Origin of the sequence: Thermoflexus sp., assembly GCF_042408815.1 — a bacterium.
GTDB lineage: Bacteria > Chloroflexota > Anaerolineae > Thermoflexales > Thermoflexaceae > Thermoflexus.
The window spans coordinates 105,353-118,995 of record NZ_JBHOQR010000003.1 but is presented as its reverse complement, the minus strand read 5'-3'; the positions used below and the strand labels follow the sequence as shown (position 1 = coordinate 118,995).

Annotated in this window: 15 protein-coding genes; 7 read left to right on the top strand and 8 right to left on the bottom strand. The window is 63.0% G+C overall.

What is annotated here, in order from left to right:
• Positions 1–195 precede the first annotated feature (195 nt).
• Positions 196–714, bottom strand: a complete 519-nt coding sequence (locus tag ACFMO3_RS02355; RefSeq protein ID WP_376788829.1) for a hypothetical protein — start codon at positions 712–714, stop codon at positions 196–198.
• Between the two features lie 83 nt (positions 715–797).
• Positions 798–1,007 carry a hypothetical protein gene (locus ACFMO3_RS02350; RefSeq protein WP_376788828.1) on the bottom strand — a complete coding sequence of 70 codons (210 nt, stop codon included), beginning with the start codon at positions 1,005–1,007 and terminating at the stop codon, positions 798–800.
• 230 nt (positions 1,008–1,237) lie between these two features.
• On the opposite strand from ACFMO3_RS02350, the gene ACFMO3_RS02345 reads away from it, so the two are divergent.
• Together ACFMO3_RS02345 and tilS are read left to right on the top strand one after the other, a co-directional pair.
• Positions 1,238–2,035 carry an alpha/beta fold hydrolase gene (locus ACFMO3_RS02345; RefSeq protein ID WP_376788827.1) on the top strand — a complete coding sequence of 266 codons (798 nt, stop codon included), beginning with the start codon at positions 1,238–1,240 and terminating at the stop codon, positions 2,033–2,035.
• Positions 2,036–2,101: 66 nt separating this feature from the next.
• Positions 2,102–3,583 carry a tRNA lysidine(34) synthetase TilS gene (gene tilS / locus ACFMO3_RS02340; RefSeq protein WP_376788826.1) on the top strand — a complete coding sequence of 494 codons (1,482 nt, stop codon included), beginning with the start codon at positions 2,102–2,104 and terminating at the stop codon, positions 3,581–3,583.
• A 75-nt stretch (positions 3,584–3,658) separates the two neighbouring features.
• Here the strand turns inward: tilS and chrA are convergent, their stop codons facing one another.
• The 3 genes from chrA to ACFMO3_RS02325 are packed head-to-tail and all read right to left on the bottom strand — an operon-like array spanning position 3,659 to position 6,548.
• Positions 3,659–4,801, bottom strand: a complete 1,143-nt coding sequence (gene chrA, locus ACFMO3_RS02335) for a chromate efflux transporter (RefSeq protein WP_376788825.1) — start codon at positions 4,799–4,801, stop codon at positions 3,659–3,661.
• 39 nt (positions 4,802–4,840) lie between these two features.
• The gene (locus ACFMO3_RS02330) at positions 4,841–5,812 is read right to left on the bottom strand and encodes a hypothetical protein (protein WP_376788824.1); all 972 of its coding nucleotides are present in this window, start codon (positions 5,810–5,812) and stop codon (positions 4,841–4,843) included.
• 31 nt (positions 5,813–5,843) lie between these two features.
• Positions 5,844–6,548 carry a Crp/Fnr family transcriptional regulator gene (locus ACFMO3_RS02325; RefSeq protein WP_376788823.1) on the bottom strand — a complete coding sequence of 235 codons (705 nt, stop codon included), beginning with the start codon at positions 6,546–6,548 and terminating at the stop codon, positions 5,844–5,846.
• 132 nt (positions 6,549–6,680) lie between these two features.
• On the opposite strand from ACFMO3_RS02325, the gene hisG reads away from it, so the two are divergent.
• The 4 genes from hisG (at position 6,681) to ACFMO3_RS02305 (ending at position 10,879) form a co-directional block, all read left to right on the top strand.
• Complete coding sequence (hisG, locus tag ACFMO3_RS02320) at positions 6,681–7,718, top strand: ATP phosphoribosyltransferase (protein ID WP_376788822.1); 1,038 nt, start codon at positions 6,681–6,683, stop codon at positions 7,716–7,718.
• Between the two features lie 69 nt (positions 7,719–7,787).
• Entirely contained in the window at positions 7,788–8,891 is a 1,104-nt protein-coding gene (hisC, locus tag ACFMO3_RS02315; RefSeq protein WP_376788821.1) for a histidinol-phosphate transaminase, read from the top strand.
• Positions 8,878–9,474 carry an imidazoleglycerol-phosphate dehydratase HisB gene (gene hisB / locus ACFMO3_RS02310; RefSeq protein ID WP_376788820.1) on the top strand — a complete coding sequence of 199 codons (597 nt, stop codon included), beginning with the start codon at positions 8,878–8,880 and terminating at the stop codon, positions 9,472–9,474. Before hisC ends, hisB begins: the two co-directional genes overlap by 14 nt.
• A gap of 145 nt (positions 9,475–9,619) precedes the next feature.
• Complete coding sequence (locus ACFMO3_RS02305) at positions 9,620–10,879, top strand: ABC transporter permease (protein ID WP_376788819.1); 1,260 nt, start codon at positions 9,620–9,622, stop codon at positions 10,877–10,879.
• Here ACFMO3_RS02305 and ACFMO3_RS02300 read toward each other — a convergent pair.
• From ACFMO3_RS02300 to ACFMO3_RS02290, 3 genes are read right to left on the bottom strand one after another with little or no spacing between them, the layout of a single operon-like run.
• Positions 10,865–11,458, bottom strand: coding sequence for a hypothetical protein (locus ACFMO3_RS02300; RefSeq protein WP_376788818.1), 594 nt, complete (start codon positions 11,456–11,458; stop codon positions 10,865–10,867). The two genes, ACFMO3_RS02305 and ACFMO3_RS02300, sit on opposite strands and share 15 nt — an antisense overlap.
• A 3-nt stretch (positions 11,459–11,461) precedes the next feature.
• Positions 11,462–11,815, bottom strand: coding sequence for a hypothetical protein (locus tag ACFMO3_RS02295; RefSeq protein WP_376788817.1), 354 nt, complete (start codon positions 11,813–11,815; stop codon positions 11,462–11,464).
• 38 nt (positions 11,816–11,853) lie between these two features.
• Complete coding sequence (locus ACFMO3_RS02290; RefSeq protein WP_376788816.1) at positions 11,854–12,966, bottom strand: DUF763 domain-containing protein; 1,113 nt, start codon at positions 12,964–12,966, stop codon at positions 11,854–11,856.
• 286 nt (positions 12,967–13,252) lie between these two features.
• Here ACFMO3_RS02290 and rpsO point away from each other — a divergent pair, with 286 nt between their 5' ends.
• Positions 13,253–13,522: a 30S ribosomal protein S15 gene (rpsO, locus tag ACFMO3_RS02285; protein ID WP_322801430.1), complete on the top strand. Its 270-nt coding sequence runs from the start codon at positions 13,253–13,255 to the stop codon at positions 13,520–13,522.
• Positions 13,523–13,643 lie beyond the last annotated feature (121 nt).

Genomic DNA, 13,643 nt, shown 5'->3' with positions numbered 1-13,643 from the left:
CTGAAAAGGCCAATCCCACCCCCCGCGTGAAGCTTCCAGCGGTCTTCTATGGGGTTTGCAAGTCGCAAATTAACAATATATCAACAAACTCGATTTGTGTCAAATCCGAGCGCTTCCCGTTCCTCTTGTATATGATCCCTCAGGCCACAGCGCCAGGGCCAGGCTGGTCCTGGAAGCCCCCGGGAGGAAAGACGCTTATGCGGCGCGGATCAGGAGCTCCAAACGCCGCTCCCACAACCCCTGAAGCTCCTGAAGCTGGCTTTCCAGCGGGCGCAGGGCGGCCGGAAGATCACCGCCCCCGCGGATCGCCTGGGCCAGAGCGTCAAGGCTCCCTTGCAGCTCCTCGATCTTCTGAAGGAGATCCGCATCGAACCGGTAGAGCGCCTCCAGCTCCGCTTCCCCAATGCGGACGGCATCGAAGAAGCCCGCGTAACCATATCGTGCCACCCCCACCTGATCGGCCAGCGTCTGGATCCGACGGACTACCCGATCGATCTCATCGACCCGGGAGAGATCTCGTTCCGAAAGCTCCCGCTGGAGCCCCAGGAGACGATCGGCGAGCTCCCGAAGCCGTTGACGGATGGTTTCCCGAAGGATCCGATCCGCATCCCGCCGCTGCTCCTTCTCTTTGTATCCCGCATAACCAGGCAGAAGTCGAAGCCATCGTTCCAGAGCAGGACGGTTTGTTTTCACGCGCTCCAGAATCTCATCCATGAGAACCTCCATCTTCACGTGAACGCATTGCTTTCTCTCTGCCTCTTTCTTTGACCCTCCGCAGGGAGCCGGCTACCACAAGATCATGAACGGCGGCCCTTTCCCTCCGCCATCTCGACGATCTGGCGCAACAGGGTGACCAGGGTGACAGCGCCCTGGACCATGGCGGCCGGGGATGGCCGTGCGCTTCCTCCGCGCTCCTGTCGGGCCCGCACATAAAGATAGGCCGCCAGGACCCCAAACAGAGCACCCAGGACTCCCCCCACCAGCAACCAATGTCCCTCGCGGCGCACGTTTCGCCCTCCTCCGGGATTCCTGGCGATGTCGCCTCTTAATCATAGCTCAACTCACCGAGCGACGCTTCCACAACCAGGGAAAGAACCCTTTCTGCCTCCCGGGGGGATCCCACTTGCAAGTTGAGTTATGATAAAAACCTGGAGGCCCGCATGGCGTCGAGCCCTCAGATCTTCTCCCTCCCTGGGGGCTCGATCCTGGGGAATCATCCCATTCCAGGGAGGAAATCATGCCGTTCGCAACGATCGACGGGATTCGCCTCGTCTATGACGTCCGCGGCCAGGGGATCCCAGTGCTCTGGATCCACGGCTTTCCCCTGGGGCGCTGGCTCTGGGACCCGCAGGTCCATGCCCTGGCCGATATCGCCCACTCGATCACCGTGGATTTGCGCGGATTCGGAGGCAGCAGTGCGCCGGAAGGTCCATATACGATGGAAACCTACGCGGCCGACCTGCGGGGATTGCTGGATACACTGGGGATCGATCGGGTGGTGCTGGCCGGGCTTTCGATGGGTGGCTATGTCGCCTTCGCCTTCTATGCGGCTTATCCGGAACGGGTCCGGGCCCTGATCCTGGCTGACACCCGGCATCAGGCCGATGCCCCGGAGGCCCGGGCGAACCGATACGCGCTGATCGAACGAATCCGAGCCGAGGGAACACCCGCCGCGGTGGAGGCGTTCCTTCCTCGTTTGTTCGGCGCCACCACGCAACGCGAGCGGCCGGAGCTGGTGGAAACCCTTCGACGCAAGATGCTCACAAACCCCGCCGCCGGGCTCATCGGCGCGCTGCAAGCGATGGCCGAACGGCCGGACCGCACGGAGCTCCTTCCCTCCATTCAGGTGCCGACGCTGGTGCTCGTCGGCGAGGAGGATGCGGTAACCCCACCGGATCTTACCCGCCAGATGGCGGAAGGGATCCCCCGCGCCCAGCTGGTGGTGATCCCCCGAGCCGGCCACCTGGCCAATGTGGAGGCTCCCGAGGCGTTCAACGAGGCGGTCCGGGGATTCCTCCAGGAGCTAGGGGCCTGAGGGATGCGATGAACCAGGATATGGGAGCATGCCCCCGCCTACCCATCTGGATGGAGAACCCGATCCATGGAAAAACGGGCGATCGCCACCGTGCGGCGAGCAGTCCGCGAGGCCGCTCTTCGCTTTCAGCTCTTCGCCTCTGGGGAGCCGGTTGTGGTGGGCGTTTCCGGCGGGCCGGATTCCCTGTGCCTGCTGGATGTGCTGCGGGATCTGGCCCCGGAATTCGGGATCACCGTTCACGTCGCCCATCTCCACCACGGCCTGCGCGGAGCGGAAGCGGACGCCGATGCGGCCTTCGTAGCGGAGCTGGCCCGGGCCTGGGGGCTGCCGTGCACCGTTGAACGGATGGATGTCCACGCGCTGGCCGAGCAGGAGGGTCTTTCCCTCGAGGAAGCAGCCCGCCAGGCCCGCTACACCTTCCTGGCCGAGGTCGCCGCCCGGGTGGGGAGCCACACCATCGCGGTCGCTCATCATGCGGATGATCAGGTGGAAACGGTGCTGATGCATCTTTTGCGAGGAAGCGGCCTGGCAGGCTTGCGGGGTATGCGCCCTCGCATGCCCCTCCCGGAATACCATGGTCTGCTGCGCCAACCCCCGGAGGGACTCTGGCTCGTGCGGCCCCTTCTGGGAATCTGGCGGCGGGAAATCGAAGCTTATCTTCAGGCCAAAAGGCTGACGCCCCGTTTCGACCGATCGAACCTGGACCTCACATTTTTCCGCAATCGGCTGCGCCACGAGGTGCTTCCCTTCCTGGAGCGTCTGAACCCCCGGCTGCGGGAAACCTGGTGGCGGATGGCCGAGGCCCTCGCGGCGGATTATGAGTTCTTGGAGCAGACCCTTCGTCAGGTCTGGCCCACCGTCGTCGTCAGCGAAGAACCGGAGCGCATTGTCTTCGACCTCGCCCGCTGGCGGAGCCTCCCCCTGAGCCTCCGGCGCATGGCCTTGCGGGAAGCCGCCTTCCGTCTGGCCCGCCGCCTGCGGGACCTGGGATTTGAGCATGTAGAGAAGGCGATCCGGATCGCTGAGGAAGGGAGGACAGGGAGCATGCTGACCTGGCCTGAAGATCTGCGGGTGGTGGTAGCCTATGGGAATCTGATGATCGCCCGCACAGGCGCCGTCTGGCCGGATCCAGACCTTCCCCTGCTGACCGCTCCCTTGCCGCTACGCCCCGGAGAGACCCCATGGCCCGATGGCCGGTGGGTGGCGATCTGGGAGGAAATCTCTGCCTGGGATCCCATCCGGCTGCAGCATGCGGATCCATGGACCCTTTACCTGGACGCAGAGCGTGCGGGGACCCACCTGGCTTTCCGAGTTCGTCGTCCGGGAGATCGCTTTCACCCGGCCGGGATGCCCGGCCCGGTGCGCCTGAAGACCCTCCTGATCCATCAAAAGATCCCTCAGGCATGGCGCGAGCGATGGCCGCTGCTGGTCAACGAGCGGGATGAGATCCTGTGGGTGGCTGGCGTGCGGCCCGCGGCGTTTATCCGGCCTGGCCCCGAGGCCCGCCGGGTATGGCGCATCGCCATCCGGCGAGCGATAGGGAAATGATCGCCGGTCGTCCCTATGAGGAGAGATCGGCCCTCACCGGCAAAGGCACCGCTGAAAGATCCTCCTGACAGCCCATCAGATCAGCGCCCGGAGCAGCCCTACCCCCGCTCCCACCAACACGACCCATGTGGCGTTGATCGGGAAACGGGCGAGGATCGCCAGGCTGAGCAATCCAATCCCTACCGTCAGAGGATCCACCAGGGAAGCCGGCGCGAGCTGGACCAGGACCCCCGCCATCAGCCCGAGGGAAGCCGCGTTCACACCGTCCAGGAAGGCGCTGATCGCAGGAGAGCGCCGCATCCGGGGGATCAGCGGGCCGGTCCATGCAACAAATACAAAGGACGGTAGGAAGATCCCGAGCGTCGCCAGCAGGGCCCCCGGGATCCCGGCTAGGAGGTAGCCGATAAAGGTGGCGGTGGTGAGAACCGGCCCCGGGGTGACCTGGCCAATAGCTACCGCGTCCAGCAACTGGGCCTCCGTCAGCCAGCCCAGACGGGCTACAAAATCCGCCCGCAGAAAGGCCACCAGCACATAACCGCTTCCATACAGGATGGCGCCGATCTTCAGGAAAAGCAGAAACATCAGGGGAAGGCTGAAGGGAGCCGGGAAGGTGGAGGAGGCCAGCAGGGGCAATCCCACCACGCCCGTTAGGGGAATGCGGGAGCGCAACCTTCGACGGGCGAGCATCATGAATGCGCCCGCCATCAGCAGGAGGAGCAGCTCATGGACGCCCCACAGGTAGAGTCCGAAAACCGCCAGGCCAGTTAGCGCCAAAGGGATGCTCCGCACCGTCCGACGCCCCAGGTCCCACAGCGCCTGGGCGATCAGGGCCAGCACCACCGGTTTCACCCCGTAAAGGATCCCCGTCAGAGCCGGCGTGGCTCGAAAGTGAACATAGAGAGCGGCCAGGGCCATCATGAGGATCATAGCTGGCGCGATGAACGCCACGCCCCCCAGAACCAGCCCTACCCATCCGGCCCGCACAAAGCCCAAATGAATCGCCATCTCGGTCGAGTTGGGTCCTGGGATTAAATAGGTGGCGCTCAGGAGATCCAAGAACTGCTCCTCCGTCACCCACCGTCGGCGACGGACCAGCTCGCGGTGCATCAGAGCGATATGCGCCGCCGGCCCGCCGAAGGCGGTGAAGCCCAGCCCCAGGAAAAATTTCAACACCTCCAGCGCGGAGCCAGGATGCGCCCGGTCTTCAGAGCTCGCCATCTTTGGATACTCCCCAAGAGCAGATAACGGGAGAACGTCCTACCTGGATTCTGGAGGGCGATACAGCCACCTTGAGCCCTCTGACTCCAGCTGCCAGATCCCGCCATCCGGCGCCTCAATGAACAAAACATTGTAACGTATCCGCGCCGTGGCCTGAATCCGCGTGGTGAACCCCTGTTCCGGCCGGAGTGCCCATCCCAGATGAGACTGGACCTCGGGGTCGCTCCGCCAGACAAGCCCAAATCCCCGAACCGGCTGAAAACGCCCGGGAGGTGGCGTTAGAGCGGGATCGGATTCCGGCATCCCCTCCTCAAACAGGTCCACAAACACGCGCCACCGATGGACCGGCTCGTCTTCAAAGAGAACGAAGACCTCATCGCGGGCTAGAATCCAGATCATATGCCCGCGCTCGAAAGGTTGATAAGCGGCGAAGGAGACCACGGGGGGGCCCGATGGACATTCCGCCGGAGGGTTCGCGAAGAACCATCCCGCCGGGCATTGTCGAAGGGGTAAACGAAGGCGTCGGGAGATCCGCGCGCCCGATGAATCGAACACAAGCAGCATATATTCCAGCGGCTGGCGCAGATCCACAGGGGCCGTCAGGATCCAGGATCCAGTGGGAGAGACCGGCATCCCCTGGGTCGACCGTCCATCCACAACCGGATACAGCCAGGCCTGAACGGCCCCTGCCGATTCCCAGGTGAGCGTAAACGTCTCTCCCGGCATGATGGCTTCCCGATCCGCACGAAAGAACCGGATGGCCAGATCCGAAGCCCCCGGCGAAGCGCCGGATGGCGGGGAAGCCAGAGGCACGGCCGTCCCGGATGGCGTGGGGGTCTCTGAGGGCTCCATCGCTGAAGACACAGGCTTCGTGGGAGAGGGCACTGGAGCGGAAGGCGCAGGGCTCACACCCGGCGCTGGGCCTCGAAGGATGCTCGAGCCACAAGCCGCCAGCCACACCAGCAAGACCCCGCCTACAAGGGTCTTCCGGCAATATGCCCGCTCTCGCATGAAAACCTCCTATATGGGATCACCAGAGATCTCACTCCCATCCCTCCCTCCCCTCCGAACAGGCGAGATCCTGCAAGGCCTTCCGCTCCCGAATCAGGATGTAACCGCCCCGCTCCGTGCGGATCCATCCCATCCGGGTCCACCGGCTCAGGATCCGGATGGCCGTCTCCAGGGTGGTGCCGGCCATCCGGGCGATATCCTCCCGGGAGAGGGGGATGGTGATCCAGACGCCCTGGGGATCCGAGCGCCCGGCCCGCTCGGCCAGGGTCAGCAGCACGTAGGCGATGCGGTTCTCCACTTTCTCCAGGATCAGGGCCCGGATCGACATCGCGTGCTCCAGACGTCGGCCGAGCATCTGCAGCAGGCGAACGGCGACCCGCGGATACCGCTCGAGGAGCTCCAGATAGGCAGCCCGGGGGATGCGCAGGAGAGTAACCGGGGTGGCAGCCTGAGCAGTAGCCGGATTACGGCTCAGCAAGAGCGCCGCTCCCCCAAACACCTCGCCTGGCCCCAGGAGCTCCAGGATCACCTCCTTCCCCGGGGATGCATGCCGGAGCATGCGCACCCGTCCCTCCGCCACGATCCAGACGGCATCCGCCTCATCGCCCTGATGGAAAATGTAATGCTCCGCCGGGAAGGAAAGAAGCTCCATCCCGCGGCCGATCTCACGATAGGTCTCCTCATCCAGACCGCTGAACAGAGGAACCGATCGGATCGTCTCCAGCAACGTGCGCATCACCCGGTCTCTTACGGGATCTCCCTCAGGGGTTATACCGTCGGTCAGGTAAAATTAAAACGACCATGCTCTGGTTTCGATTTTCGCTGGACTTCGGCCATCGCCCAAATCTCGGAAACGAGGAGGTAAGGATTGTCCGCTTCGAATCCCTTGCGACCCACCGGAAGGAGCCCGGAAGAGATCCGGCTGGCGCTCCCCAGCAAAGGGCGCCTGGAGGAGCCCACCCTGGCCTTCCTGGCCGCCTGCGGCCTCGCGGTGGAGAAGGCCAATCCACGGCAGTATGTGGCCCGCATCCCGGCGTTGCCCGGGGTCACGGTTCTCTTCCAGCGAGCAGGGGATATCCCGCTGAGCGTGCGGGACGGCGGGGTGGATTTCGGCATCACCGGCTACGACGTGGTGATGGAACGGCTGGATCATGACCCGCAGGTGCTGATCTTGCACGAGGCGCTCAATTACGGCCATTGCGATCTCGTCCTAGCAGTCCCGGAAGCCTGGCCGATTGAGACGGTCGAGGAGCTGGCCGCTCTGGCCCAATCCCGCGCTCGGGAAGGACATCCCCTCCGGATCGCCACCCGCTTCACCCATCTGGTGAGTCGCTTCCTGAAGGAACGGGGGATCGCCGAATTCCATCTGGTGGTCTCAGAGGGAACCCTGGAGGTGGCTCCGAGCATTGGATATGCAGACCTCATCGCCGATCTGACCACGACGGGGACGACGCTGCACGACAACCGGCTGAAGCCGCTGCGCGATGGAGTGATCCTCCACGCTCAGGCCTGCCTGATCGCCAACCGCGAGGCCCTGAAGGCCCGACCGGAGGTCCTGGCGGTGGCCCGCCAGCTGGTGGAGTTCTTCGAAGCCCACCTGCGGGCAGAAGGTCACTACATGCTCTTTGCCAATATGCGGGGGGAATCCGCAGAGGCGATCGCCCGTCGCCTCTTCACCCAGACCGATCTGGGCGGCCTCCAGGGGCCTACCATCTCCCGCGTCTATGTTCGTGAGGCGGACCCCGGCTGGTTCGCTATCCATATCATCGTGCGCAAGGATCGTCTGAACGAGGCCATCCAGCAATTGCGGACCATCGGAGGCAGCGGGGTGGTGGTCGCCCCGGTGACCTATATTTTTGAGGAAGAGCCTCTCCGCTGGCAACGGGTGCTGGAGCAGCTATCATAGGGGGCTTGGGCTGTGTGAACGGATATCGGGCCGCTTCTCCTCGGGGAATTCGTCTTAGGAGGCACTTCCGTGATCGAACGCTGGCTGCGCCCTGACCTTCGGGACCTGTTCGGCTACAGCATGTTGGCATCGCCGGAGGATGTGGCCGCCGCCTATGGGATATCACCGGATCGATTGATCCGGCTCCATGCCAATGAGAACGTCTACGGTCCCTCCCCGCGGGTATATGCCGCCCTGGCTCAAGGCGCTTGGCACCAGTATCCGGACCCACAGGGGAGGGCCCTGCGGCGGGCGCTGGCGGAATACACCGGGCTCGGCCCGGAGTGGATCGCCCTGGGCAACGGCGCCGATGACGTCATCGACCTCCTGGCTCGCCTCCTGATCGGGCCCGGGCGCACCGCCCTGATCGTGGAGCCCACGTTCGAAATGTATGCCCTCTCCGTCCGCTGGCACGGCGGAAAGGTTCTCACACTCCAGCGGGATGAGGCCTTCCACATCCCACTCGCGGAACTTCTCGAAGCCGTTCATCGCCATCGCCCCGCCGCGATCTTTCTCGCTTCCCCCAACAACCCGGATGGCACCCTACTCTCTGAAGAGATCCTCCACGCCCTGCTCGCAGAGGATGTGATGGTCATCGTGGACGAAGCCTACTTCGAGTTTTCGGGTCACACTTTTGCAAGCTGGCTTCCGAAACACTCCAATTTGGTCATTGTGCGAACCTTCAGCAAGTGGGCAGGGCTGGCCGCCCTCCGCCTGGGCTACGCGCTGATGCACCCGGAGCTGGTCCGAGCGTATGATGAGGTTCGGCCGCCGTTCAATGTGAATCTGGCCGCCCAGCAAGCCGCCCTGGTGTCGCTGGAGGATCGAGCGTATCTCCTGGCGAACGTGGCGCGGCTGGTGGCGGAACGGGAGCGGCTTTATCAGGCGCTGCAGGAGTTCCCTTTCCTTCGGCCGTTCCCCAGCCGGACCAACTTCATCCTGTGCCAGGTGGTGAATCCAGACGCCCATCGCCTCTGGGAAGAGCTCCTGCGCCGCGGGATCCTGGTTCGCCGTTATACATCACCGGAGCTGCGGAATTACCTCCGCATCTCCGTCGGGCGTCCAGAGCACACTGAGGCGCTGCTTCAGGCCCTAACCGAGATCGCCGGGGAGGTTCCTCATGGCCCCTCGTGAAGCTCGCCGTCAGCGACGCACCGCGGAAACCGAGGTCGCAATTTTCCTGCGACTGGACGGACATGGGGAGGCCCGGGTAGCAACCGGCATTGGCTTCCTGGACCACCTGCTCCACCATCTGGCTGTCCACGGGTTGTTCGATCTGGAGGTCCAGGCCCGAGGGGACCTGCATATCGATCCCCATCATACTGTGGAAGATGTCGCCATTGTGCTGGGGCAAGCTCTGGATGAGGCGCTGGGGGATCGACGGGGGATCACGCGGATGGGACATGCTTGGGTGCCTATGGATGAGGCCCTGGCCTTCGTGGCCGTGGATCTCTCTGGACGGCCCTATGCCGTGCTGGACCTGGCCTTCAGCGGCCCCTCCATTGGCGCCATGCCCACCTCCCTGATCCCCCACTTTCTCGAAACTCTGGCGGTCCACGCCCGGATGAACCTGCATGCCCGATTGCTCTATGGACGGGACGATCACCATCGGGCGGAGGCGCTTTTCAAAGCCATGGGTCGGGCCCTGGATATGGCGGTGCGCCTGGATCCCCGCCGACACGATGTTCCCTCCACGAAAGGAACCCTGGGTCCGTAGAATAGACAGCTGAAGCGGCTCCTACCGGCAGCTTCTGCCCTCAGTAGGTCGGCGAAGGTCACCTACCGAGCCCTCATAGAAAAGGGGAAGGGAGCCGCCCGGTCTTCCCGATTCGAACTCAACCTCAGGAAGTATGGAGAGTTACATGCGAGCCGATTTCTGGATGGAGAACATCCGCCAGGCCCTGGATACCTTAGCCTCGAACCGGCTGCGGGCCGCCCTAACGTTGCTGGGCATCCTGATCGGCGTCGCCGCAGTCATCGCCATGGTGGCCATCGGCCGGGGCGTGCAGCATTACATCAACGCCCAGTTCGCAGCCATCGGCACCAATCTCGTTTTCGTGATCCCCCGAGCAGCTGTGGAGAGGAATTCCGCCGGAGCCGCCCTTCAGGACGTCTCATCGCTGACCATGCGGGACGTCCGGGCCATCGAACAGGCGGTGCGAGGACGAGCCGTCGCGGTGGTTCCGATCATCCAGCGCTTCGGTCCGGTGGAAAGCGAAGGCCGTGAGGCGGTGACCGTCATTCTAGGCACCACCCCTGGCTATGCCCCGGCCCGCAACTGGCGCCCCCTTTATGGGAGCTTCCTGGAGGAAAGCCATATTCTGAACCGATCCCGAGTGATCGTGCTGGGCCTGACCCCGGCCCGTCGTCTGTTCCCCGATGTGCCAAACCCGATCGGGCGGACCGTCCGCATCAACGGCATCCCCTTCCGGGTGATCGGGGTGATGTCGGATAAAGGGGGCAGTGCCTTCGGCGATTACAACGATCTGGCCTTCATCCCGCTCACCGTGGCCCAGGAAATGCTTTATGATGCCCGGGATCCACGCACCGGCGAGCCGCTGGTGACCGGCATCATGCTCCAGGTAGCGCGGGCGGAATACACCGACGGGGTGGTTCGAGCGATCACGGAAACCCTGCGAGAACAGCATCGGATCCGCTTCCAGGACGAGGATGATTTCTCCGTCCTGACCCAGTTCGAGCTGGTCTCGACCTTTGGGCAGATCTCCAGCGTGCTGACCGTTTTCCTGGGGGCGTTAGGGGCCATTTCGCTGCTGGTAGGCGGCATCGGAATTATGAACATCATGCTGGTTTCCGTCACGGAGCGGACGCGGGAGATCGGTCTGCGAAAAGCCGTGGGCGCCCGGCGTCGGGACATCATGATTCAGTTCCTCGCCGAAGCCACGCTGATCACCCTGCTGGGAGGCGGGATGGGCACCGCTGTAGGGGTGGCCCTCGCTTCCCTGATCGGCATCCTCAGCCGTGGGGAAGTTCAGGCCGTCATCGGGGTGGACACGGTGCTCCTGGCGGTTGGGGTGAGCACAGCCGTGGGGATCTTCTTTGGCCTCTACCCGGCCTGGCGCGCCGCCCGATTGGATCCCATTGTTGCGTTACGCTATGAATGAAAAGTCGCTGTAGCGTCTGAGGAAAGCCTCCCGCGAGATCCAGAATTGAACACGCTCTAGCTGATGGAGATGTCGATTCCGCAAGCTAACGGGGTTATATGCGCGAATCAATAGCCACACATAGAAGTCATCCATTCGATAACGCAGCCGCCGCCATCCCCGGGCTTCCTGCTCCAGCCGGATGAGATCAAACCCGAGCGCCTGGATCAGCCTTCGGGCAGGATCCACCATCGAGGTTTCTCCCCGCAGCGCTTGGGCTTGTCGAGCTTCGGGATGTTGCGCCATCCACCGGGCGACCAGCCGGAGCGAGGCCACCAGACGTCGATAAAACCGAAGGCTCCAGGCCAGATCCGGCCCCTCTGGAGGCATCCGCGGGATCCGTTCGTTCCACAGATGCAATTCCACGATCGGATCCCTCCGTCGGATCCATGTTCCATCGGACAGCTGGAGATCCCGATCGGAGAAGCCCAGCGCCACCCGAAGCAAGCATTGTGGGTCCTCCGTGAACTCCCGAACCCGATGAGCCCTCCGAAGGATAGGGTCCAGCTGATGGACAAATGCTTCGATGATGAGCTGCATCGCTCAGCGCCCCCTCACGATCAGGGCGACGCCCAGCACCACCAGCCCGGCCCCGATCCATTTCCAGATCCCGATCGGCTCCCGGAAAATCAGCCATGCCGTGAAGACCTGAACGCTGACAAACCCCAATCCCATCGTGAGGCTCACTGCGATATGAACAGGCAGCCAGCGGAGCAGAGCGGTATAGGTCAGCACGCTGAGGAACCCGGAGAGATTGCCCAGGATCTGCCATGCCAGAAAGGCCAGAGCAGTTGTGCTCTCCGCGGACCGCTTGAATCCGAAGTTCGCGAACACCACCAGGCCCTGATAGAACAGCACCAGAAGGGGAATCCCGATCGGATGAAGAAGGCGAGACATGGGCCACCTCAAGGCAGAGCGAGTCGGAGAGCCAACCGTCAATGGGCTGCCGGTAGATCTTCGGGAAGGTTCAATAGCCGTCGCTGCCATTCGGCGAGGCGCCGCAGGGCTTCCAGCCGCTCCCGATCCCCCAAACGAGCCTGCTCCACCGCCTCGCGGAGGATGTGGATGGAACGATCATACAACGTGCGATCCACCGGGAAGGGATGGTGGTCCTTTCCACCATGGGCGAAGGCGAAACGCGCTGGATCCCGGAAGGATAGGGGTGTCCCGTAGAGCAATTCCGCCAGAAGAGCCAGCGCGCGGATGGTTTTGGCGCCAACCTGGGGGAGTCCCAGAAGCTCCGAGAAGGAGGAAGGCTGAGCCTCATAGGTTTTGACGAAGATCGAGGCCAGATGGTCTGGGTGAATGTCTTGAATCAGGATCTCATGGTGGGGCGGAAGGCGCAATCGCCGGAGACGCTTCAGCTCATGGAGCAAACGCCACGGCTTCTCGCGGGAGAGTTCCGCTACCGCATGGCGGACGGCCTCCGCTTCCGCGGCTACCATATTGAGGGGGCGCGTCTGTTCGTCACAGCAAACAGCGGCGTGGGGCTCATGGACAAAATCCGTTATCACCTCGCTCAGCCAGTGATAGCGGCGCGCGTAGCGGTTGTTCAGATTCATCCCCTGTTGGATGACCGCCCATCGCCCCTCCCGATCGAAAACCATCACGTGATGATAAATCGTATAACCGTCCTGGAGCGCATGATTATCCACCTTCGCCGCCATGCGGCTGGCATAGATCAAAGCCGCCGGATCGGCATGGAGATATCGGGAGGCGGCCTCGATCTCCTCCGGGGTTCGACGGGAGGCTTTCCCTTTCCCCCCGGCTACGAAGAGGCCCAGATCCCGCCCTACGTCTTTCAGGGCTTCCTTGAGGGCCCCGCAGACCACGGTGGTCACCCCACTGGAGTGCCAGTCATAGCCCAGGAGGCATCCGAAGGCCTGGAACCAGTAGGGATCGCTCAGGCGACGGAGCACCTCCGCTGTCCCGAATTCATCCACCAGGACGGTTACGATCTCACGGGCCAGGGCGGTCATCCGCACGAACAACCAGCGCGGGGCCCGTCCGGTATGCAGAGGCAGATCTGCAAAACCAGTGCGGGTCATCCGCTTCGCTCCCCTAGGTGACGAGGAGATCCCGCGCTCGATCGCTTTGCAAAACCTCAGCGGCGGCGTGATCGGCGGAGCGGCTCACCTCACTACCTCGGAAAAAGGCCCACCGGATCTCTCCGACAAAATTCTACCGGAACAGATCCCGGGATGCCAGCACCGGCAGTAGATCGGCATGCCCATCTTTCTCAGATGGTTTGCGGAACCCACCCAGATTTGTTACAATACAAAACTTGGAAGTCAGCTTCCCAAATCCCATGATCCTGGCAAGGAGGAAGGCGCAGTGAGCCTTTCGAAGGAAGAGAAACAGCAGCTGATCGAGATGTTCCGACGCCACGAGGCCGATACGGGCTCTCCGGAAGTGCAGATCGCGATTTTAACTGAGCGGATCCATCGTCTGACTGAACATCTGAAGCAGCATAAGCATGATGAGCACTCCCGGGTGGGACTGCTCAAGCTGGTCGGTAAACGCCGACGACAGCTGGAATATCTCGCCCGGGTGGATCCTCAACGCTATCGCATGGTGCTGGAACGGCTGGGCCTGCGGAAGTAAAGCAGCCCTCTGGGCCTTAGGGGAAAAAAAGATCCTTCCCTCATAGGCCCTCAAAGGAGGGAGGCAGCCTGTTGGATTCTCCGCCATGATTCAGCCAGCGATCCCAGGATTGGCTTCCTGA

Excerpts from the sequence above, each read along its gene's own strand:
- ACFMO3_RS02325 (WP_376788823.1), bottom strand. The coding sequence starts at position 6,548 with ATGCGCACGTTGCTGGAGACGATCCGATCGGTTCCTCTGTTCAGCGGT.
- tilS (WP_376788826.1), top strand. The coding sequence starts at position 2,102 with ATGGAAAAACGGGCGATCGCCACCGTGCGGCGAGCAGTCCGCGAGGCC.
- hisB (WP_376788820.1), top strand. The coding sequence starts at position 8,878 with ATGGCCCCTCGTGAAGCTCGCCGTCAGCGACGCACCGCGGAAACCGAG.
- chrA (WP_376788825.1), bottom strand. The coding sequence starts at position 4,801 with ATGGCGAGCTCTGAAGACCGGGCGCATCCTGGCTCCGCGCTGGAGGTG.
- ACFMO3_RS02330 (WP_376788824.1), bottom strand. The coding sequence starts at position 5,812 with ATGCGAGAGCGGGCATATTGCCGGAAGACCCTTGTAGGCGGGGTCTTG.
- ACFMO3_RS02300 (WP_376788818.1), bottom strand. The coding sequence starts at position 11,458 with ATGCAGCTCATCATCGAAGCATTTGTCCATCAGCTGGACCCTATCCTT.
- ACFMO3_RS02305 (WP_376788819.1), top strand. The coding sequence starts at position 9,620 with ATGCGAGCCGATTTCTGGATGGAGAACATCCGCCAGGCCCTGGATACC.
- ACFMO3_RS02355 (WP_376788829.1), bottom strand. The coding sequence starts at position 714 with ATGGATGAGATTCTGGAGCGCGTGAAAACAAACCGTCCTGCTCTGGAA.
- ACFMO3_RS02295 (WP_376788817.1), bottom strand. The coding sequence starts at position 11,815 with ATGTCTCGCCTTCTTCATCCGATCGGGATTCCCCTTCTGGTGCTGTTC.
- ACFMO3_RS02345 (WP_376788827.1), top strand. The coding sequence starts at position 1,238 with ATGCCGTTCGCAACGATCGACGGGATTCGCCTCGTCTATGACGTCCGC.
- ACFMO3_RS02290 (WP_376788816.1), bottom strand. The coding sequence starts at position 12,966 with ATGACCCGCACTGGTTTTGCAGATCTGCCTCTGCATACCGGACGGGCC.